This window comes from Streptomyces sp. NPDC048411 (genome assembly GCF_040704695.1).
GTDB lineage: Bacteria > Actinomycetota > Actinomycetes > Streptomycetales > Streptomycetaceae > Streptomyces.
Genome location: NZ_JBEZKL010000028.1, coordinates 39,254 through 59,375 on the forward strand (window position 1 = coordinate 39,254; position 20,122 = coordinate 59,375).

At 70.5% G+C, this 20,122-nt stretch carries 17 protein-coding genes; 11 read left to right on the top strand and 6 right to left on the bottom strand.

What is annotated here, in order from left to right; genetic code table 11:
• The first annotated feature begins 151 nt into the window (after positions 1 to 151).
• The gene (locus tag AB0915_RS13230) at positions 152 to 298 is read left to right on the top strand and encodes a hypothetical protein (protein ID WP_366691166.1); all 147 of its coding nucleotides are present in this window, start codon (positions 152 to 154) and stop codon (positions 296 to 298) included.
• Between the two features lie 27 nt (positions 299 to 325).
• On the opposite strand, the gene AB0915_RS13235 is transcribed toward AB0915_RS13230, so the two are convergent.
• Together AB0915_RS13235 and AB0915_RS13240 are read right to left on the bottom strand one after the other, a co-directional pair.
• Positions 326 to 607, bottom strand: coding sequence for a dsRBD fold-containing protein (locus AB0915_RS13235; protein WP_366691167.1), 282 nt, complete (start codon positions 605 to 607; stop codon positions 326 to 328).
• A 70-nt stretch (positions 608 to 677) separates the two neighbouring features.
• Positions 678 to 1,679 (bottom strand): nitroreductase, encoded by a 1,002-nt coding sequence (locus AB0915_RS13240; protein ID WP_366691168.1) that lies wholly within the window; start codon positions 1,677 to 1,679, stop codon positions 678 to 680.
• Between the two features lie 246 nt (positions 1,680 to 1,925).
• Between AB0915_RS13240 and AB0915_RS13245 the strand changes: the two genes are divergently transcribed.
• The gene (locus tag AB0915_RS13245; RefSeq protein ID WP_366691195.1) at positions 1,926 to 2,039 is read left to right on the top strand and encodes a hypothetical protein; all 114 of its coding nucleotides are present in this window, start codon (positions 1,926 to 1,928) and stop codon (positions 2,037 to 2,039) included.
• Positions 2,040 to 2,059: 20 nt separating this feature from the next.
• Here the strand turns inward: AB0915_RS13245 and ppk2 are convergent, their stop codons facing one another.
• Positions 2,060 to 2,881, bottom strand: a complete 822-nt coding sequence (gene ppk2, locus AB0915_RS13250) for a polyphosphate kinase 2 (RefSeq protein WP_366691169.1) — start codon at positions 2,879 to 2,881, stop codon at positions 2,060 to 2,062.
• Positions 2,882 to 3,322: 441 nt separating this feature from the next.
• Between ppk2 and AB0915_RS13255 the strand changes: the two genes are divergently transcribed.
• From AB0915_RS13255 to AB0915_RS13275, 5 genes are all read left to right on the top strand, one after another.
• The gene (locus tag AB0915_RS13255; protein WP_366691170.1) at positions 3,323 to 4,198 is read left to right on the top strand and encodes a universal stress protein; all 876 of its coding nucleotides are present in this window, start codon (positions 3,323 to 3,325) and stop codon (positions 4,196 to 4,198) included.
• 259 nt (positions 4,199 to 4,457) lie between these two features.
• A complete protein-coding gene (locus tag AB0915_RS13260; RefSeq protein ID WP_366691171.1) occupies positions 4,458 to 4,730 on the top strand; it encodes an SHOCT domain-containing protein in 273 nt (90 codons plus the stop codon).
• 366 nt (positions 4,731 to 5,096) lie between these two features.
• Positions 5,097 to 5,984 carry an oxygenase MpaB family protein gene (locus AB0915_RS13265; protein WP_366691172.1) on the top strand — a complete coding sequence of 296 codons (888 nt, stop codon included), beginning with the start codon at positions 5,097 to 5,099 and terminating at the stop codon, positions 5,982 to 5,984.
• 27 nt (positions 5,985 to 6,011) lie between these two features.
• Positions 6,012 to 8,300 carry a tetratricopeptide repeat protein gene (locus tag AB0915_RS13270; RefSeq protein WP_366691173.1) on the top strand — a complete coding sequence of 763 codons (2,289 nt, stop codon included), beginning with the start codon at positions 6,012 to 6,014 and terminating at the stop codon, positions 8,298 to 8,300.
• Between the two features lie 60 nt (positions 8,301 to 8,360).
• On the top strand, positions 8,361 to 9,905 hold the full coding sequence (locus AB0915_RS13275; protein WP_366691174.1) for an NAD(P)/FAD-dependent oxidoreductase: 1,545 nt from the start codon (positions 8,361 to 8,363) through the stop codon (positions 9,903 to 9,905).
• Positions 9,906 to 10,177: 272 nt separating this feature from the next.
• On the opposite strand, the gene AB0915_RS13280 is transcribed toward AB0915_RS13275, so the two are convergent.
• A complete protein-coding gene (locus AB0915_RS13280; RefSeq protein WP_366691175.1) occupies positions 10,178 to 10,831 on the bottom strand; it encodes a class I SAM-dependent methyltransferase in 654 nt (217 codons plus the stop codon).
• A gap of 232 nt (positions 10,832 to 11,063) precedes the next feature.
• Here AB0915_RS13280 and AB0915_RS13285 point away from each other — a divergent pair, with 232 nt between their 5' ends.
• Positions 11,064 to 11,699, top strand: a complete 636-nt coding sequence (locus AB0915_RS13285) for a LysE family transporter (RefSeq protein WP_366691176.1) — start codon at positions 11,064 to 11,066, stop codon at positions 11,697 to 11,699.
• 61 nt (positions 11,700 to 11,760) lie between these two features.
• On the opposite strand, the gene AB0915_RS13290 is transcribed toward AB0915_RS13285, so the two are convergent.
• The gene (locus AB0915_RS13290) at positions 11,761 to 13,620 is read right to left on the bottom strand and encodes a serine hydrolase (protein ID WP_366691177.1); all 1,860 of its coding nucleotides are present in this window, start codon (positions 13,618 to 13,620) and stop codon (positions 11,761 to 11,763) included.
• Positions 13,621 to 13,803: 183 nt separating this feature from the next.
• On the opposite strand from AB0915_RS13290, the gene AB0915_RS13295 reads away from it, so the two are divergent.
• The 3 genes from AB0915_RS13295 to AB0915_RS13305 all read left to right on the top strand — a co-directional run bounded on the left by AB0915_RS13295 (position 13,804) and on the right by AB0915_RS13305 (position 17,629).
• Positions 13,804 to 14,913, top strand: a complete 1,110-nt coding sequence (locus tag AB0915_RS13295; RefSeq protein WP_366691178.1) for a nitronate monooxygenase — start codon at positions 13,804 to 13,806, stop codon at positions 14,911 to 14,913.
• Positions 14,910 to 16,460: an acyl-CoA synthetase gene (locus tag AB0915_RS13300; RefSeq protein ID WP_366691179.1), complete on the top strand. Its 1,551-nt coding sequence runs from the start codon at positions 14,910 to 14,912 to the stop codon at positions 16,458 to 16,460. The genes AB0915_RS13295 and AB0915_RS13300 overlap by 4 nt, the downstream gene beginning before the upstream one ends.
• A gap of 62 nt (positions 16,461 to 16,522) precedes the next feature.
• Complete coding sequence (locus AB0915_RS13305; protein ID WP_366691180.1) at positions 16,523 to 17,629, top strand: ionic transporter y4hA; 1,107 nt, start codon at positions 16,523 to 16,525, stop codon at positions 17,627 to 17,629.
• A 66-nt stretch (positions 17,630 to 17,695) separates the two neighbouring features.
• On the opposite strand, the gene AB0915_RS13310 is transcribed toward AB0915_RS13305, so the two are convergent.
• A complete protein-coding gene (locus tag AB0915_RS13310) occupies positions 17,696 to 20,107 on the bottom strand; it encodes a penicillin acylase family protein (RefSeq protein WP_366691181.1) in 2,412 nt (803 codons plus the stop codon).
• Positions 20,108 to 20,122 lie beyond the last annotated feature (15 nt).

Below are 20,122 nucleotides of genomic sequence, written 5' to 3' on the forward strand. Positions count from 1 at the left end.
CCTTTGCCGTCGGGCAGGCCGAGTCACCGGTGTTCGGGTCCTTCCTTCTCGTGGTGTGCGGAAACCACCGGGTTCGTGGAATCCGAGCGTCGGCTCGGCGGGAAGTGGTCTCGGCGGGCACGTAGGTGGTGAGGAGGACCTCCGTCGCATCGTGAAGGAACGATTGGGAGACGGCGACCCCACCGATGCGGAGCTGACCGCCCTGTGCGAACGGGCGATGCGCAATCACGACCCGTGCATCTCATGCTCGGCCCACTTCTTCGACCTCACCGTCGAGCGAACCCGAAACGGCTGCTGACGCCCCCGCTGAGGACTCGGACACCTGTCACCCGGGGGTGGCGCGGTCGCTCGGCGCCGTGTCCCTGCTTCCGGCGAGGAGCAGCTGATTGCCGAGGTCGATCAGGGCCCGGCCGGCAGCGTACTCGTCGCCGATCTCGGGGACGGGTACGTCGTGAGGGTTGCGCTGGGCGGAGGCGCGGCTCTGAAGGGTGCTGTCACCGGTGTCGAGGATGGCATGAACCTTGGTGAGGTCACCTTCCTCGAAGAGGTCCAGGCGCACGCTCCACTGCTTGGTGCGAGGCTTCTCGGTGCTGGTGTGCCGGGTCATGGCCAGGTACTTCCTTCCGCTGAGTACTCCAGGCTGCCTGGGAGGCGATTCATCGGGAGCGCGGTCCTTCTTACGGTTCGATCGTCAGTACCTGTTCGAGGGGGCGACGTGGCGTACGCGGTCCTGTGGGGCCGTATCCCAGGCGGACGATCATCTGCGCGTGTCCCGTGCCGAAGACGGGGTCGCGCAGGATCCATCGCAGGTCCGGCCATTCGAGGGGCTGTGTCGCGAAGGAGGTGGACACCGCGTGGAGTGTGGCGGTGAGCAGGACGCGTTCCAGGGCCTGACCGGCGCGCAGCCAGTCTTCGGGACGGTCGCCCGGAGTGCTCAGCAGAGCGAGTTGGGGCCGGTTCTCGAACAGGACGCGGGCTCGGCCTTCGAAGACGGCGGTGCCCGCGAAATCGCGCACGGTCGCCCGTTCGGCGGCGTCGCGGGGGCCGAAGGCGTAGTCCGGGATTCCATCGATGGGCGCCTCGGTGTTCGTGTCCCGGGTCCAGCGCCGTTGCTCGGCTTCGCGTGCCGGGTCCCTGCGGTCGTATCCCTCGGCGTCCCGGATCAGTTCGAGCACGGTCTCCAGATGTATCGGGGTCAGGAACGCGAAGTCCGCGCCCTCGGCGCGGGCCGCGTCGGCGAAGCGCCCGCGGATGTCCTCGGGGATCGTCTGTTCGTCGAACGGGTAGCGGCTGGTGTGCCGTTCCCGTATCGCGGGGTGGAGAGCGGCTAGGGCTTCACCCTCGGGCTTCCGTGGGGCGTCGGGGTGATTGTCGAGCCGGATGTGAGCCAGTACGGTCGGGGCCGAGGGGACGGGCAGCAGTGCGGTGACCGCCTCCAGGCTGCGGTGAGCAGCGGAAACCCGCAGATTCAGCAGGGCCGCGCCGCAGCCCACGTGCAGTGCTCGGGTGTCGGGGTCGGCCTCAGGCATCGCGCGGTCGAGGTCCGCCAACAGGGTGAGCGTCCGGCTGCCGCGCCCGTAGCGGAACTGCCAGGGCTGGGCGTTGTGCATGGACGGGGCGGCGGTGGCATCAGCGACGAGGCCGTTCAGCGTCGTGTCGTCGAGCGCTTCGGTTGGCATCGCGGGTCTCCCGGGGAGGCGGGAATGGTTGATGTCTTCAGCATGGAGTGGACCGTTGCCCGGTGCGTATGGGCCGTTCGTCCCTTGATCGGACCGGATGGGCTCCTCGGCGGGGGCAGTCCCACGCCTTCCGCGGACTGAGCGAGCCGGGCGGCGACGGGAATGAGGGTAGGTCGCGGACACGACCGGTGAGCATGGCCACACTCCAGGTTACTGGCCCAGCGCTCGGCCGCTGCGGATCTGATCATCGTTGGAGCGCATCGTCGCCGCAGTCACCTCGGCACCCGCCTCGGCCGGGACGCTCGTACCCTGCTTCACCGGTCCGACTGTCCAGTGGCTGTCGTGCCTCTGGCGACTTGACCGTACGAGACGTGCCCGCCTCATTCGCACAGTTCTGACGCATGGTCGGGGACGTACGTCTGAAGGTCCCTCGGCGGACGTTGGTATCCCGTGGCCGGCGGGCGTCGAGGCAGTTCGATCGCCGGCCAAGTGACCTCTTCGTACGGCACGGTCGACAGCAGATGGGCGATCATGTTCAGTCGTGCCCGGCGCTTGTTGTCGCTCTCGACCACGTACCAGGGAGCTTCCGAGATGTCCGTATGGACGAACATCTCGTCCTTCGCCCGCGAATAGGCCTCCCAGCGGCTGATCGATTCCACGTCCAGCGGCGAGAGCTTCCACCGACGGGTGGGGTCTTCCAGCCGACGCCGGAATCGCTGCTCCTGCACCGCGTCACTCACCGAGAACCAGTACTTACGCAACAGGATGCCGTCCTCCACCAGCATCCGCTCGAAGATCGGGCACTGACGAAGGAACCGCTGGTGTTCCTCCATGGTGCAAAAACCCATGACGCGCTCGACGCCCGCGCGGTTGTACCAGCTTCGGTCGAGCAGGACCACTTCCCCTGCGGCTGGAAGATGCTCGACGTAGCGCTGGAAATACCACTGGCTGCGCTCGCGCTCAGTGGGCTGCGGCAGCGCGACGATTCGTGCTACCCGGGGATTGAGGAGCTCGGTGACGCGCTTGATCGTGCTGCCCTTGCCCGCCGCATCACGCCCCTCGAACACCACGACGAGCCGTGCGCCTTCGGCCCGAACCCATTCCTGGAGCTTTACGAGCTCGGTCTGGAGCCGGTACAGCTCACGCTCGTACATCGGGCGTGGCAGCTTTCCGGGCCCGCCCGAGTCTTTCTCGTCCGACATGGGATGACGTTACGGAGGAGACCGTGGTCGAAGTCAAGCGTCAGGGCCGAACGGGCCTCTCTGCGCAGATTCGGAACGACGTGATCGATGAGCCAGGCCGGCGAGCGGATCGGTTTCAGCATCTCGTCGGCCACTCTCGGCCGTGTGGGCGTGAGCCCCCGCGAGCGCCGCGGATCCCGGCGGCCGACGACACCGGGGATCCGGTGTCCGCCGCGCGCGGACCGGGTTCCTTCCCCCGCCGGGTTCGGCATGCGCCACCGGAGGATCTGGGGTACTTATCGTCAAGGGAACCCGTGCCCGGGGCACCTGCGTAGGTGCTCACCCCGTCGGTCCCCTGCCGTCGTCCTCCACGCCCTGGACCGGGGCGCAGGGGTCACAGCAGTGCGGAAATGCGGCTCCCACACCCTCGTTCCGGCTTCTTACGAGACGGAGGCAGTCGTCATGGAGCCATGCGTCACCGTTGGCCTCGACGGGTCACCCGAGAGCCTGGCCGCTGCTCGTTGGGCCGCCGACGAAGCCGAGCGGCGCAAGCTCACGCTGCGCCTGCTGCACGCGTGGCCTCTGCTGGTGCCGGAACCGACCCGCATTCCCGCCGAGATGGATCAGAATTACTGGGCGAGGCGGATCGTGCGCAACACGCGGACGGAGCTCCAGGCACACCACCCGGGCCTCCCCGTCGTCGGCAGCCTGGTCGCCGACGATGCCGAGCACGCGCTTCTGCGAGCGGCATCGGAGTCCGAGATGATCGTGCTCGGTTCGCGGGGGCTGACGCCCGTCGAGAGCTATTTCCTCGGCGATATCAGCATGCCTGTCGTGGCACACGCCGAGCGGCCGGTGGTCCTGGTGCGAGCCAGTACGGGCGAAGACGGCCCACAGCCCACTCGAACAGCGACAGGCGGCGTGGTGGTGGCGCTCAAACTGCACGGGCCCTGCGACGACCTGCTCCAATTCGCCTTCGAGACCGCTGCTGCGCGAGGCATGCCTCTTCGGGTTGCCCACGGCCGGAGCCTGCCGGTGGACGCATACGTGCCCTGGGGCGTGGACCATGACGTGGCGGAAGGAATCGTTCAGGACGCACACAAGCTCCTCAGCCAGACCCTCCACCCCTGGCGCGACAGGTTCCCGCAGGTGGACGTCACCAACAGCACGGCACTTGTAAGCCCTGCCAAGGCTGTCGTACGGGCCGCCGAGGGTGCCGATCTGCTGGTCGTCGGCCGACGCCGGCACCGCCGCCCTCTGGCACCACACCTCGGCCCCGTGGCGCAGGCCGCCGTTCATCACGCGCGCTGTCCGGTCGCCGTCGTCCCCCACGACTGACGCGAGGAACCACACAGGGCCGACGCGTTGACACATCGGGCCGGCCACGTGGGGGGAGCCGTCGATGTGCCGCTCGCTCCCACGTGCCGAGGCACGTGTCGCCCACGCCTTGATCGTCTTGTCGTCAGCGACCGCCCCCGTACAGATCGGTGCGGGCCGTTCAGCCCCCGGCAGGGCCCATATTTCCTCTCCTCAACGGCGCCGCGCCGCGCCACCCTGGACCTGTTGGCGCTCGGCCGTCCGAAAGAAGGTGATCGGCATGATGTGGTACGACGGCCGCTGGGGCTGGGGTGGATGGCTCTTCATGGCCGTGATCATGGTTGTCTTCTGGTCGCTGCTGATCGTCGGGGTCGTCGCCCTCATCCACTACCTCACCCGCACCCGCCGCAGCTACCAGCCCGGTCCGCGCCCCGGTGAGGCAGCATGGGGAAGCCGACGAGCCGAAGACCTGCTCGCAGAACGGTTCGCCCGCGGGGAAATCGACGAGGACGAGTACAAACGCCGCCTCACGGTGCTGCGTGAACAGCGGTGAACAGCGCCGCCACACGGGTGCCATGCGCGGCACCGAACAGAGGGCCGCGGCGGGGGCCGGCGGCAGGCGGGCGACGGCATAGCCCCGGATCGCGGAGCCGAGAGCGGACGGCAGAAGGCCGAGGACGGTGGCGGAGAGCTGGGCGTCGGCGGGTGCGTGGGTGGTCGCTCGGATGGTCGCGGGCAGCAGCGGAAGGGCGAAGGCGGTGGCGGTGACCATGGCGTAGCTGGCGACTGGGTCGAAAAGAGTGCCGAAGTCGGGGTCAGCGCCGGAGCGGGGCCTGGAGCATGAGCCCGGTCACAGCGCATCCTGTGGGTGCATACGCCATACCTGCGTACGCGGCCGAGCGGGGAGGTACGAGCAGTCATGGTGGAAGCCGACCCGGGACTCTTCGGTCCGGAATCCGTCACCTGGCAGTTGCACGGCGACCCGATGATGTGGATCGCCGGGGTGCGTGCCCTCTACCTCCAGGCGCTGCACCCGCGCGCCGTCCGCGGCGTCATGCAGAACTCCGATTTCCGCAAGGACGCCTGGGGACGGCTGATGCGCACCGCCGGCTTCGTCGGCACCCTCACCTACGGCACCACCGAAGCCGCCGAGAAGGCGGGCGCCCGCGTCCGTCGGCTCCACCGGCTGCTCAAGGCCACCGACCCGGCGACCGGCGAGACGTACGGCGTCGACGAACCGGAGCTGCTGCTCTGGGTGCACTGCGCCGAGGTCGACTCCTACCTCCAGGTGCAGCAACGCTCCGGCCAGAGGATCAGCGCCGCCCAGGCCGACCGTTACATCGACGAACACCGAACCAGCGCCCGCCTGGTGGGCCTCGACCCCGACGGCGTACCCGCGACCACCGACCAGCTCGCCGCCTACTTCGACCGGGTGCGCCCCGAGCTCGCCGCAGGAGCCGAGGCGTTCGATGTCGACTCCTTCCTCCGCCGCCCGCCCGTCCCCGCGCTGTTGGTACCGGCGCGCGAACTCTTCTGGCGGTGTGTCGCAGCACTCGCCTACCAGTCACTGCCCCCTTATGCCCATGAGCTCTACGGCAGGGCCGCGCCGCCCCCGCACACCGTCGACCGGCGGCTGCGCGCCACCGGCACGGCCCTGCGCTGCATCCCCTCACGGCTGCGCTGGCAACTCCCGCCCCGCCACATTGTGAAGGCGATGGAACGACTCGGTCCCGGCAGCCGCCCCACCCCCTCCAAACTCCGTAGCCGGACAGCCATACTGGACGGGCCGGGGAGGGCGCAGCAGTAGGCGAGGCGACGGGGGCGACAGCACGCGATGGCGGACACCAGGCTGATCCAGAGCCGGTACCGGCTGCTCGATCTGATCGGGCGCGGAGGCATGGGCGAGGTGTGGCGCGCCCGCGACGAGTCGCTGGGCCGCCACGTGGCCGTCAAATGCCTCAAGCCTGTAGGGCCCCAGCACGACCAGTCGTTCACCCGGATCCTGCGCGAACGGTTCCGCCGAGAGGCACGGGTGGCCGCCGCCCTCCAGCACCGCGGTGTCACCGTCGTCCATGACTTCGGCGAGTACGAAGGCGTCCTCTACCTGGTGATGGAGCTCCTCGACGGCCGCAACCTCAGCCAGCTCCTGGAGGACAACAAGCAGCATCCGCTGCCGGTCCCGGACATCGTCGACATCGCCGAGCAGGTCGCCGACGCCCTCGGCTACACCCACCAGCAGGGCATCGTGCACCGCGACCTCAAGCCCGCCAACATCATGCGGCTGGCCGACGGCACGGTGAAGATCTGCGACTTCGGCATCGCCCGGCTCGGCCACGACATCGGCTTCACCTCCCGACTGACCGGTACGGGCATCGCCATGGGCACCCCGCACTACATGTCGCCCGAGCAGATCAGCGGCGGCCAGGTCGACCACCGCAGCGACCTCTACTCGCTGGGCTGCGTTCTCTACGAGATCGCCACAGGTGTTCCGCCGTTCGACCTCGACGACGCCTGGGCCGTCCTCGTCGGACACCGCGACACCCAGCCGGAACCGCTCCGTACCCACCGAGCCGAACTCCCCGGCTTCTTCGACCGCGTCGTCCTGGAGCTGCTGGCGAAGACCCCGGAGGAGCGGCCCGCCGACGCGGGCGACCTGCGGCAGCGGATCGCCGTCGGACGCACCGGTGAACAGCAGCATCTTCCGGCGTCCGGACCCCCACGGCCGACGGGGCGTGTCCGGCTCGCCCCGCCGGTCCCCGTCGTACGCCCGGGACAGCAGCCACCCGACGGCGAACCGCGGCTGCCGTCCTGGACCCGGGGCATGACCACCGGACACAAGGCATCCGGCGCCATGCAGCTCGGTCTCGCCCCGCCCGACCACTCCGCGGGCCTGACCGGCGAGTGGACCACGGGCACCGACCTGAGGGCCCTGACCGGCGGGCTGCCGCCCGCCCGGCCCGAGCGGCCCACCCCGTCCCCGGAGCTGCTCTCCACCCTCGCCAACCGGCACAGCGCGGGCCTCAACCTGGGACGGCTCGGTCACTGGGAGGAGGCCGGTGAGGTGCACCGCGCGGTCGCCGCCGAACGCGAGCACGCCCTTGGCCCCGACCACCCCGACACCCTCTCCAGCCGGTACGAGGTGGGGTTCACCCTCAGCCGCACCGGGCGCGCCGCCGACGCGCTGCGCGAATTCGGGCGCGTCGCCGAGGGCCGCGAACGCATTCTCGGCCCCGACCACCCGGAGACCCTCGCCGCCCGGCAGGAAATGGCCTACGTACTCGGCCAGCTCGGCCGCCACTTCGAGGCCCACCAGGTGTACGCCGCGGTGCTCGCCTCCCGGGAACGGACGATGGGCCCCGACCATCCCGACACCCTCCGCTGCCGCCACAACCTCGCGTTCAACCTCAGCAGGCTCGGGCGCCTGGAGGACTCGTACCGGATGGCCCGCGACGTGGCGCACGCCCGCGCCCGGTTGCTCGGCGCAAGCCACCCCGACACTCTGGTCACCCTCTATGAAGTCGCATACACCCTGGGCCGGCTGGGGCGCTGGACGGACGCCCTGCAGACCTACCGGGAAGTCACTCAGGGCCGCGCGCGAACCCTTGGCGCCGACCACCCCGACACGCTTTCGGCCCGCTACGAGGTCGGCATCAGTCTCGGCAGACTCGGCCGCAGCGCGGAGGCCTTGGAGCTCTACCGTGCGCTCGTCGCCGACCGGACCCGGGTGAACGGCCCCGCCGACCCCGAGACGCTCCGGGCCCGCCACGGCCTCGGCGTCAACCTGGGGCGGCTGGCCCGCTGGGAGGAAGCCCTCACCGAAGCACGCGACGTGTGCGCGATCCGGGAACGGGCCCTTGGCCCCGACCACCCCGACACCCTCATCAGCCGCCGCGAGGTCGCCGTCGGCCTCGGCTGGCTCGGCCGCTGGGCCGAAGCCCTCACCGTCTACCGGACGGTTGCGGAGGCTCGCGAACGCGTCCTCGGAGCCGACCACCCCGACGCGCTCGCCAGCCGCAACGACGAGGCGCACTGCCTCGAACAGCTCGGCCGGGGCACCGAGGCGGTCGAGCTGTACCGCAGGGTCGCGGCGCTGCGTCAGCAGCGGGGCATGCCCCCGCACTGACTGGGGAATCCTGGGCCACCGCCTCTGGCCGACGGCGATCATCCTGTGTTACCAAGGGCCATGCCCGCACCTGACACCTATGACGCAGTGATCGTGGGCGGCGGCCACAACGGTCTGGTCGCCGCCGCCTACCTCGCCCGCGCCGGACAGTCCGTCCTGGTCCTCGAACGCCTGGGCACCACCGGGGGAGCGGCCGTCTCGACACGTCCCTTCGACGGGATCGACGCACGGCTTTCGCGCTACTCCTATCTGGTGTCCCTGCTGCCACAGAAGATCGTCCGCGATCTCGGGCTGGACTTCGCCGTACGGAAGCGGACCGTCTCCTCGTACACCCCGACCGTCCGGGGCGGGCGAGCCACCGGACTGCTCGTCGGCGGGGACCGCACCCGGGAGTCCTTCGCCGCCCTCACCGGTGGGGAGCGCGAGTACGAGGCCTGGCAGCGCTTCTACGGCATGACACAGCAGGCCGCCGAGAGGGTCTTCCCGACCCTCACCGAACCGCTGCCCACCCGGGACGCGCTCCGCGACCGGATCGGGGACGCGGACGCCTGGCGCATGCTCTTCGAGGAGCCGATCGGTGCGGCCATCGAGGAGAACTTCACCGACGATCTCGTGCGCGGCGTCGTGCTCACCGACGCACTGATCGGTACCTTCGCCGACGCGCAAGACCCGTCGCTGCTCCAGAACCGCTGCTTCCTCTACCACGTGATCGGCGGCGGCACGGGCGACTGGGACGTCCCCGTCGGCGGCATGGGCGCGCTCACCGACGCCCTCGCGCAGGCTGCCCGGACGGCGGGGGCCGAGATCCGGGTCCACCACGAGGCGACCCGGATCGAGACCGACGGGACGCGGGCCGAGGTCGCCGTCTGCTCACCCGAAGGCGAGCGGACGGTCGCCGCCCGCCGGGTCCTCGTGAACGCCTCGCCCCAGGCCCTGGCCGCACTTCTCGGCGACGAACCGCCGGCTCCCGCCGAGGGCGCCCAGCTGAAGGTGAACATGCTGCTGCGCCGGTTGCCCCGGCTGCGTGACCGCTCCGTCGAGCCTCGCCAGGCGTTCGCCGGAACGTTCCACATCGCGGAGGGGTACGGGCAGCTGGCCGGCGCCTACCGGGACGCGGCTGCGGGCCGGCTGCCCACGGCCCCGCCGTCGGAGATCTACTGCCACTCGCTGACCGACCCGTCGATCCTCGGCCCCGACCTCGCCGCCCGCGGCTACCAGACCCTCACCCTCTTCGGTCTGCATACGCCCGCCCGGCTCTTCGCCGCGGACAACGAGGCGGCGCGCGCCGCCCTCCTCAAGGCCACGCTCGCAGAACTTGACGCGCATCTCGACGAGCCGATCGCCGACTGTCTGGCCGTCGACGGGAACGGTGAACCGTGCATCGAGGCGAAGACCCCGCTCGACCTCGAACGGGATCTGCGGCTGCCCGGCGGCCATATCTTCCACCGGGACCTCGCCTTCCCGTTCGCCACGGAGTCCACCGGCCGGTGGGGCGTCGAGACGGCGCACGCCAACGTCCTGCTGTGCGGGGCGGGCGCGGTGCGCGGCGGCGGGGTCAGCGGGGTCCCCGGCCACAACGCCGCGATGGCGGCGCTGGGCCGGTGACCCGTGGTCCCCAGTTGTCGGAGCAACCGTCCGGCGCCTGGAGCGCGGACGGCGGGGGAGCGGAGGCCTGGATCGGCCGGCCCGTCCAGGGCAGTCGCAGGACGGCCGACTTCCCCCTTTTCTTGCCGCCGAAGCGGTGGAACGCCCCATGGCGCGGCCCGCATTGACCGCTGCCGGGCTACAAACAGGTACTGCTGAGATTCTTCGTCGGCCCCGCGAGGGGGCCCATCCCCATGGCGCCGGTTGGAAATGGGGGACGGGCCGGGCGACGACTACGGATGCACTGGCCTACGGACCATGAGGAACGCCTGGGGGCCTGCGTCCTTCCAGCCCGCCTCGCGCACGAGCCTGGCGTCCACGAGGAGTCCGGCCCGACTCAGGAGCTCGGCCACACGCTCGGGTTCCAGCCAGTAGACGTCGAGCGACAGCGCATGGCCGTACGCGTGCTCCAGATGCCGGACCTCGTTCCCGGCCTTGAAGGCCAGCAGCAGATGGCCGCCCGGGGCCAGCACCCGGTGGAATTCGGCGAACACCTCGGGCAACAGCTCGGGCGGGGTGTGGATGATGGAGTACCAGGCGACGATGCCGCCGAGACTGCCGTCCTCCAGGTCCAGGGCATTCATCGAACCCACGTCGAAACGCAGGTCCGGGTACGTCTTGCGGGCCACCGCGATCATCTCCGGCGACAGGTCGATGCCGCGTGCGGTCAGTCCCAGGGACTGCAGGTGTCCGGTCACCCGCCCGGGACCGCATCCGATGTCGGCGACCGGTCCGGCATCGGAGGCCTGCACGAGTTCGACGAACGCGGCGAGCATCGCCCGGTCGAGCGGCCTGCGCCCGAGTTCCGTCCTCAAGAGCTCGGCGTAGTCGGCCGCGACGGCGTCGTAGGACGCCCGGGTGGTGCGTACGTAGGTGGGTTCGGTCATGGCCGAGGAGCGTAGTGGCTCGGTAGCGGTCCCACATCAACGGGATCGCAGTCCGGAGATCCCATGTCGATGCGGCCGCACGCCCGAAAAAATGTGTTGCTCGCTCTCCCGCGCGGCCCCACCATCTGCTCATGAACTCGATCACCGCCGCCCTGCCGACGACCCCTGCCACTCGACCGGTGCGGGTCCAGCAGCAGTCCGGCCGACCACGGAGGCCGATTCCCCTCCCCGCGTGAGCGCCGCCCTGGTCGCGGGGCTGCTGGCCGGCTTCGGCATTGCCATGCCGGTCGGAGCGGTCGCGACCTATCTGGTGGCTCTCACCGCCCGGACCTCCCTCGGAACCGGTGTCGCCGCCGCGCTCGGAGTCGCGACGGCCGACGGCCTCTATGCGCTGGCCGCGGTCGTCGGAGGTTCCTCACTCACCCGTGTCATCGAGCCGGTCGCCCTGCCGCTGCGCTGGGCCTCGGCGATGGTGCTCGTCGTCCTGGCGCTACGGAGCGCCACTACTGCGATCGGCCAGTACCGCAGGCAGCATTCGGTGTCCGGGTCCGACCGGACCCCGCTCAGCCCCGCGCGCGCCTATCTGGGGGTGACCGGGATGACCCTGCTGAACCCCACCACCGTCGTCTACTTCACGGCGCTGGTGCTGGGCAGCCGGGCGACCGACGCCGCCCCGGACCGACCGGAACAGGCCGTGTTCGTCCTCGCGGCCTTCGCCGCGTCCGCCGGCTGGCAGTTGCTGCTGGCCGGCGGGGGAGCGCTGCTCGGTCGGGTACTCACCGGCGGCCGGGGGCGGCTCGTCACCGCCCTGGCGTCCTCCCTGCTCATCACCGCGCTCGCCGTCCATCTGCTCGTACCGGCATCCTGACGCGCAACCAACCCGTCGAACCAGCGGCTGCCGGCCGGTCCGAACCGGCCGGCAGCCGTTCTCAGTCCGCGGACACCGTCCACCCGTTCGCCTCGATGCGCCCGGCGTCGCCCGACTTGCCGTCGTGGAAGACGGTCCGGCCGTCGTCCTCGACCCGGATGCCGTCCACGTACGCCCCGCGCCCGACGTACAGCCGATCGGTGGTGTACCGCCACCGCAGCCGCACTTCCTTGCCCCGCCAGGCGGCCAGGTCCGCGTCGAGACGGTGCCAGACCCGGCCCGACCAGCCGGAGACAGAACCCCCCGGATGCGGTTCCGGCTCCGCCCGGTGGGATCCGGACGCCGTCGGTACGGTGGTGAAGGGCACCGGCTGCCAGGTCGTCCCGGCGTCCGACGAGGCCTCCAGGGAGAGGGAGTCGGAGCCCGGCTCGGTGTCCCACCACACCGCGCAGCTCAGCGCGGCACGCGAGGACGCCGGACGCAGAGCGGGCAGCGTGAGCGTGGCAGAGGTGGCGCTCGCCATGCCCGAGAACCAGGCGGTACGGCCCCGGGCGGGGCGCACCGCCACCGCCCGCGCCATCTGGTTCGCGGTGGCGACCCGAGGTGCGCTTCCGGAGCGCCATGTGCGCACCGGATGAACGGAGTTGCCGAGCACGATCAGGAACGAGTCGGTCGTCGGATCGAGGACCAGGCTTGTCCCGGTGAAGCCGGTATGGCCCGCTGAGCTCGGAGTGGCCATCGCCCCCATGTACCAGTGCTGGTAGAGCTCGAAGCCGAGCCCGTGGGCATCTCCGGGGAACGCGGTGTTGAAGTCGGTGAACAGGAGATCCACCGACTCCTCGGAGAGGATCCTCGCGCGTCCGTAGACGCCGCCGTTGAGCAGCGTACGGGCGAGGACCGCGAGGTCCCAGGCGCAGGAGAACACTCCGGCGTGACCCGCCACCCCCTCCAGGCTGTACGCGTTCTCGTCGTGCACCTCGCCCCAGACCAGCCCGCGGTCCAGGCCGGACCAGGGCAGCCGGGCGTCCTCGGTGGCCGCGATCTTCGGCTTCCAGGCGGCGGGCGGGTTGTAACGAGTGCGGTGCATCCCGAGCGGCGCGGTGATCTCCTCGCGGAGCAGCACATCCTGGGTGCGTCCGGTGACTTTCTCCAAGACCAGCTGCAGCGAGATGAGATTGAGGTCGGAGTAGAGATACACCGTGCCAGGCGGATTGGCCGGTACCTCGTTCCACAGCAGCCGCAGCTTCCCCTCCCGGGTCGGCTCCTTGTAGAGCGGGATCCAGGCACGGAATCCCGAGGTGTGCGTGAGCAGCTGACGGATCGTGACGTCCTGCTTGCCGCCTCCCGCAAAGTCGGGCAGATACGAGGCGACCTTCGCCTCCAGTTCCAGTGCCCCGCGCTCGATCTGCTGCACGGCCAGGATCGAAGTGAACAGCTTCGACACCGACGCCAGGTCGAAGACGGTGTCCTCGGCCATCGCGATCTGCTGGTCGGCCGGGAATTCCACCCCGGTGTCGGTCTTCTCGTCGTAGGCCGCGTACCGCACCGCCTTGCCGATCGGCCGGTGCAGCGCCACCGTGCCACCGCGCCCGGCGAGCAGCACCGCGCCCGCGTACCACGGGTGTTTGGGGGACGCGGAGAGGAACCGTTCCGCCTCTGCGACCAGTTGGTCCAGCGGTCCCTGCAACAGTCCGGCGCGGGCGGCGGAACCGCGCCGCAGCGTCGGCTGCCCGTCAGCAGCCGCATCCCAAGCGTCCACGGCGCTTGCTCCCGACGTCCCCGACGTTCCCGCCCCCGATTCCATGGCCGATGCCGTCTCCGCGAAGGGAATCGGTGCCAGGGCGAGTGCTCCGCCCAGTGCGAGCATCCCACCACTCAGCCTGCGTCGGCTGATCCCTCTGCCGGTCGCGTCCTCGGTCATCCGGAACCCCTTCCTACCGGTTGAAAGTAACTTTCGTCATCCAGTCCTACGATGAAACTTCCTGCCGCCGCAGAGATTACTGTCCCCCCCGCCGTCCCGGAGGCCCTCCGGCGCCACAAAGAATCTGACACTGCATCAGAAAAGCTCTTCCTTCGGATGTCCGACTGCGGCATCCTGCCGCCCATGGAGACGGAGCTGAGCAAGAAACTGGGAGTGGAACACGCCATCTTCGGCTTCACGCCCTTCCCGGCGGTGGCCGCGGCGATCACCCGGGCCGGCGGATTCGGCGTACTCGGCGCTGTCCGCTACGCGACCCCCGACGACTTGGCGCGTGACCTCGACTGGATGCAGGAGCACACCGACGGCAAGCCGTACGGCCTCGACGTCGTCATGCCCGCGAAGAAGGTGGAAGGGGTGACGGAGGCCGATGTGGAGGCGATGATCCCGGCCGGACACCGCCAGTTCGTCCAGGACACCCTCGCCAAGTACGGCGTCCCCGAACTCGCCGAGGGCGAGGCATCCGGCTGGCGCATCACCGGGTGGATGGAGGAGGTCGCCCGCAACCAGCTCGACGTCGCCTTCGACTACCCCATCAGGCTCCTCGCCAACGCCCTCGGCTCGCCCCCGGCGGACGTCGTGCAACGTGCCCACGACCGGAACGTCCTCGTGGCCGCCCTCGCCGGAAGCGCCAAACACGCCCGGCACCATGCCGACGCGGGCATCGACATCGTCGTCGCCCAGGGATACGAAGCGGGCGGTCACACGGGAGAGATCGCCTCCATGGTCCTCGTCCCCGACGTCGTCGACGCCGTGGGACCTCTTCCCGTCCTCGCCGCCGGAGGCATCGGCAGCGGACAGCAGATCGCCGCCGGACTCGCCCTCGGCGCCCAGGGCGTCTGGCTCGGCTCGCTCTGGCTGACCACCGAGGAGGCCGACCTCCACTCCCGCGCACTGACCCGCAAGCTCCTCGCCGCGGGCTCCGGCGACACCGTCCGTTCGCGCGCCCTCACCGGCAAACCCGCACGCCAGCTCCGTACCGAATGGACCGACGCCTGGGACGACCCGTCCGGCCCCGGCCCCCTGCCCATGCCGCTCCAGGGACTGCTGGTCGCCGAGGCCGTCTCCCGTATCCAGAAGTACGAGACCGGCGCACTGCTGGGCACCCCCGTCGGCCAGATCGTCGGAAGGATGAACACCGAACGCAGCGTGCAGGCCGTCTTCGACGACCTGACCCGCGGTTTCGAACGCGCCGTGGACCGGATCAACCGCATCGCCGGACGGAGCGCCGCATGAACCAGCCGCCCAACGGCTTCTGGGCCCAGGCCACCGCCGACCCCGACCGTACGATCCTCGTCGCCCCCGACGGCGAGGCCTGGACCGCGGGCCGGCTGCACGCCGCGGCTAACCGCCTGGTCCACGGGCTGCGCGCGGCCGGGCTCCGTCAGGGCGACGCGTTCGCCGTGGTCCTCTCCAATGGCGTCGAATTCTTCACCGCGTACCTCGCCGCCTCCCAGGCAGGGTTCTATCTCGTCCCCGTCAACCACCACCTCGTCGGCCCCGAGATCGCCTGGATCGTCTCCGACTCCGGCGCCAAGGTGCTGATCGCGCACGAGCGGTTCACCGACGCGGCGACCTCCGCCGCCGACGAGGCGGAACTGCCCGTGAGCCACCGCTACGCCGTCGGCGCGGTCGACGGCTTCCGCCCGTACGCGGAACTGCTCGCGGAGCAGTCCGACGCACCGCCCGAGGACCGCAGCCTCGGCTGGGTCATGAACTACACCTCGGGCACCACAGGACGCCCGCGCGGTATCCGCCGCCCGCTCTCCGGCAAGCTCCCCGAGGAGAGCCACCTCGGCGGGTTCCTCGGCATCTTCGGCATCAGGCCGTTCGACGACAACGTCCATCTGGTCTGCTCGCCGCTCTACCACACCGCCGTGCTCCAGTTCGCGGGCGCCGCCCTCCACATCGGGCACCGCCTCGTCCTGATGGACAAGTGGGCGCCGCAGGAGATGCTGCGGGTCATCGACGCGCACCGCTGCACCCACACGCACATGGTCCCCACCCAGTTCCACCGCCTCCTCGCCCTGCCCGACGAGGTGAAGGAGCGGTACGACGTCACCTCGATGCGGCATGCCATCCATGGCGCGGCCCCCTGCCCCGACCACGTCAAACGCGCCATGATCGACTGGTGGGGCCGGTGCGTCGAGGAGTACTACGCGGCCAGCGAGGGCGGCGGCGCGTTCGCGACCGCCGAGGACTGGCTGAAGAAGCCCGGCACGGTCGGGAAGGCCTGGCCGATCAGTGAACTCGCCGTCTTCGACGACGACGGCAACCGCCTCCCGCCGGGCGAGCTCGGCACCGTCTACATGAAGATGAGCACCGGCGGCTTCAGCTACCACAAGGACCGGACCAAGACGGAGAAGAACCGCATCGGGGACTTCTTCACCGTCGGTGATCTGGGCGTCCTCGACGAGGACGGCTATCTCTTCCTCCGCGACCGCAAGATCGACATGATCATCTCGGGAGGGGTGAACATCTACCCCGCCGAGATCGAGGCCGCGCTCCTCAGCCACCCCGCGGTCGCCGATGCCGCCGTCTTCGGCATCCCGCACGCCGACTGGGGCGAGGAGGTCAAGGCAGTCGTCGAACCGGCCGAAGGACACCCCCCGGGCGACGGGCTGGCCGCCGAGATCCTCACCCACTGCGCCGAGCGGCTGGCCGGGTACAAACGCCCCAAGACTGTCGACTTCATCGACACGATGCCGCGCGACCCCAACGGCAAGCTGTACAAGCGGCGACTGCGCGACCCGTACTGGGAGGGGCACCACAGGGTCCTCTGAACGTCGGTGGCCCCGCACCGTCCGCCGAGCGAGCCCCGGCCACCTCTGGCAGCGTGTGGCTCATGAACACGAGCGCGACGGTCCGGTCCCTGGCTACCCAGTGGACCGTGGTCGTGCCGATTGTCGCGGCGGTGGCGCTGGTGCTGAGCTGGGGGCGGGTGCTGCCGGCCTTTGCCGTCGGTGTCGTCGCGCTCTGTCTCGCGGGCGCCGTGCTCGCCGCCGTCCACCATGCCGAGGTGATCGCCCACCGGGTCGGCGAACCGTTCGGCTCGCTCGTCCTGGCTGTCGCCGTGACCGTCATCGAGGTGGCCCTGATCGTCACCCTGATGGTGGACGGCGGCCCCAAGACGTCCGCGCTCGCCCGCGACACCGTCTTCGCCGCCGTGATGATCACCTGTAACGGCATCGTCGGACTGTCCCTGCTGGTGGGAGCGGTGCGCTCGCGGGTCGCCGTCTTCAACGCCGAAGGTTCCGGCGCCGCCCTCGCCACCGTCGCGACCCTCGCCACCCTCAGTCTGGTGCTGCCGACCTTCACCATCGGCAGACCGGGCCCCGAGTTCTCCACCGCGCAGCTCACCTTCGCCGCCGTCGCGTCCCTCTTCCTGTACGGGCTGTTCGTCGCCGTACAGACCGTCCGGCACCGCGAGTACTTCCTGCCGCTCACCCAGGACGGCCGGCTCAAGGAGGAAGAGCAGCACGCGGCGCTGCCCGGCCGGGGCGCCACCGCGCTCAGCGTCGCCATGCTGCTGCTCGCGCTGGTCGCCGTCGTCGGCGACGCCAAGTCCGTCTCGCCGACGATCGAGGCCGGCGTGGAGGCCGCTGGGCTGCCGCAGGCGGTCGTCGGTGTCGTCATCGCCCTGCTGGTGCTGCTGCCCGAGACCCTCGCCGCGGTCCGGGCTGCCCACCGCGAACGCGTGCAGACCAGCCTCAACCTCGCCCTCGGGTCGGCCATGGCCAGCATCGGGCTGACCATCCCGGCCATCGCCCTGGCCTCCGTCTGGCTGCCCGGACCGCTCCAGCTCGGCCTCGGCGCCACCCATATGGTGCTGCTCGCGCTGACCGTGGCGGTCGGCACGCTGACCGTCGTACCGGGACGGGCCACGTTGCTCCAGGGCGGCGTCCACCTGGCGATCTTCGCAGCGTTCGTCGTCCTCGCGATCAACCCCTGACCGCACGCAAGGACCGGCCCCTGACTGCCCGGAAACGGTCAGGGGCCGAATTGCCTCCGGAGCGTGCTACCGGTGCTCGCGCACCCGCACCACCCGCAGCGCCGGCGAGCGCACGATGTCCTTCTCGCAGAACCGGGATGTCACCCAGCGCTCACCCGAGAAGAGCTCGGTCTGGTCGCTGTAGTGAGGTGAGTTCGGGTTCGAGGACTGGGAGTACGTGAGCAGGGTGCGGGCCACCGGGCACGAGGAGCCGTCCCAGCCGACCGCCTGGATGTAGCTGGAGCCGGCCGAGACCTCCGTGTACCCGCCGCCCGCGGCGTCCCACACCGGGTCGGTCTTGTTCCAGACGCCGAGAGACTCCGTACCACCGCCGACCGGGATGCGCTTCCCGTTCCGCACGACCACCTGGTTCGCGCCCAACGGCGCGTCCGGAGCGATCCCGGCCGCCCGCAGTTCGGCCACCGCGTCGGCGAGCGCCGCGGTGACGCGCGGCGCCGCGGTGTTCAGCGTATGCGGGGTACCGACCGGGTCGGTGGGGGAGAAGTGCACCTTCCACAGCTCGGTCGCCGGTACGGCGGTGGCCCGGCGCCAGAACCGGTCGAAGAGCAGTGCGCCCCGGCTGCTGGCGTCGAACTTCCGGTCCCAGCGTGCAAGCACGTCGCACGCCGCCGACACATCGACCGCCCGGCCGTCGCTGCCGGCCGCGGCTGCGTCGGGCAGCACCGCACAGGCGCGCGCCAGATCGGCCGCCGCCCGGTCACCGGCAGGGGCGCGGTTCGCGTACTGCTGTTCCTGCAGGTCGCCGACTGTCAGCCGGCCCTTCGCCGCCATCGCCGACACATCCTCGATCGCGCCGCGGGTCCGCATCGAGCGAGGTGTGCCGATGGTGCCGAAGACCCGTTCGTAGCCGGTCAGCGGTGCCTCGGCGTTGGTCAGCCAGGCGCTGTCGTTGGAGTTCTCGACGTACGGAGCATCCTTGACGGTCGGCATCCGGCCCGGCCCGAAGATGCCCGGCTGCACTGCGTCCGGGTCCGAACCGAGCGCGCAGTCGCTCCTCGAACCGTCCAGCACCGCGAGCCCCGACGACGGATACGTCGCTCTGCCCAGCGGGGTGGAGCACCGCTGCGCGAGATCGTCCGTGATCCGCGGCAGCACCTGCGACTGCGAGAAGAACGAATGGCCCGCGGAATCGGCGGCGACGGTGTTCACCCACGGCAGCCCCTGGGTACGACGCAACGCGGCCTGGATGTCCGCGGTGCTGCGCGCCTTGCTGAACCCGAGACCCGTGTCCGAGGACCGCAGGTTCGTGGCGTTCGGGTCGTTCAGGGCATACGCGGTCGTCGCCGTCCAGGGCAGCGGCAGCCCGGCACCGAGGGAGGTGACGACCGGACCGTACCGGGTCCACCACTGGGTCCGGGTCACCGCGGCGCCGCCCTTCACCGCGACCGAGACCGTGCGCTTCACCATGCGCTCCGGCTTGCCGTCCACCAGATACCCGGTCGGATCGGCCGGATCGAGGGTCAGCTGATGCAGATTGAGGGTGACACCCGTGGCGACGGTGTGGCTCCAGGCGATGTTCGCGTTGTGCCCGATCGACACGGTCGCCGAGCCGAGCAGCGAACCGCCCGCCACGTTCAGCTCCCCGGGGATGGTCTGCTGCGACTGCCAGAACCGCCGCCCGCCCTGCCACGGATAGTGCGGATTGCCGAGCAGCAGCCCTCGCCCGTTCGCCGTCGTACTGCCCCGGAACGCGACCGCGTTGGAGCCCATGTCAGCGTTCTGCGTGGACAGCAGCCGCTGCGCCGCCTTCGCCGCCTCACCCGGCGGAACACCGGGCGACGCCGGTGCGCCCGAGGGCGGCTGCGCCGCCGTGATGCCGTCGATCCCACGGCCCTGACCGCCCAGCACGGACAGCGCGAAGGCGCGGGTCGCGACATCCAGCATCGTCACCGGCCGCACCCAGTCGGCGCCCCGGCAGGCCGGATCGCTGATCCGGTTCTGCTTCAACCAGGCGTTGTATCCGGCCGCCCAACCGCGCTCCAGCTCCTTCACGTCATGGCTCTGACCGGCCGGGGCGGGCACTGCCAGCAGCTTCTCCACGGTGCCGCTGTCCTGGACCCCGCGGAAGTAGAGATCGCTGGAGAGATTGTTCGTCGCGGAGGACAGCGAACCGTCCGGAGCCGCGTCCGGACCGAAGTACCGCGACCGTTCGCCGCGCAGCGTCACGAAGCCGTCGGCGAGCGTGCACACCTGGTCGGCGGCCTGCGCCCAGCCGTTGCCGAACCCGAGATCCACGTAGTCCTTCGCCACGATGTGCGGGATGCCGTACTCGGTGTAGCGGATCACGGCGGACAGCGCACCGCCCGACGGATGCCGGGTGTGCGAGGCGTCGGCCACGGCCGGAGGCAGGGACGCCGAGACGGTGAACAGCGCGAGACCGGACACCGCGAGAAGTCTCAGACGGTTACGGAGGGGCAAGGGTCCTCCCAACTG

Bases quoted from the DNA above. Each gene is read 5' to 3' on its own strand.
- AB0915_RS13235 (WP_366691167.1), bottom strand. From the start codon at position 607: ATGACCCGGCACACCAGCACCGAGAAGCCTCGCACCAAGCAGTGGAGC.
- AB0915_RS13240 (WP_366691168.1), bottom strand. From the start codon at position 1,679: ATGCCAACCGAAGCGCTCGACGACACGACGCTGAACGGCCTCGTCGCT.
- ppk2 (WP_366691169.1), bottom strand. From the start codon at position 2,881: ATGTCGGACGAGAAAGACTCGGGCGGGCCCGGAAAGCTGCCACGCCCG.
- AB0915_RS13255 (WP_366691170.1), top strand. From the start codon at position 3,323: ATGGAGCCATGCGTCACCGTTGGCCTCGACGGGTCACCCGAGAGCCTG.
- AB0915_RS13260 (WP_366691171.1), top strand. From the start codon at position 4,458: ATGATGTGGTACGACGGCCGCTGGGGCTGGGGTGGATGGCTCTTCATG.
- AB0915_RS13265 (WP_366691172.1), top strand. From the start codon at position 5,097: ATGGTGGAAGCCGACCCGGGACTCTTCGGTCCGGAATCCGTCACCTGG.
- AB0915_RS13270 (WP_366691173.1), top strand. From the start codon at position 6,012: ATGGCGGACACCAGGCTGATCCAGAGCCGGTACCGGCTGCTCGATCTG.
- AB0915_RS13275 (WP_366691174.1), top strand. From the start codon at position 8,361: ATGCCCGCACCTGACACCTATGACGCAGTGATCGTGGGCGGCGGCCAC.
- AB0915_RS13280 (WP_366691175.1), bottom strand. From the start codon at position 10,831: ATGACCGAACCCACCTACGTACGCACCACCCGGGCGTCCTACGACGCC.
- AB0915_RS13290 (WP_366691177.1), bottom strand. From the start codon at position 13,620: ATGACCGAGGACGCGACCGGCAGAGGGATCAGCCGACGCAGGCTGAGT.
- AB0915_RS13295 (WP_366691178.1), top strand. From the start codon at position 13,804: ATGGAGACGGAGCTGAGCAAGAAACTGGGAGTGGAACACGCCATCTTC.
- AB0915_RS13300 (WP_366691179.1), top strand. From the start codon at position 14,910: ATGAACCAGCCGCCCAACGGCTTCTGGGCCCAGGCCACCGCCGACCCC.
- AB0915_RS13305 (WP_366691180.1), top strand. From the start codon at position 16,523: ATGAACACGAGCGCGACGGTCCGGTCCCTGGCTACCCAGTGGACCGTG.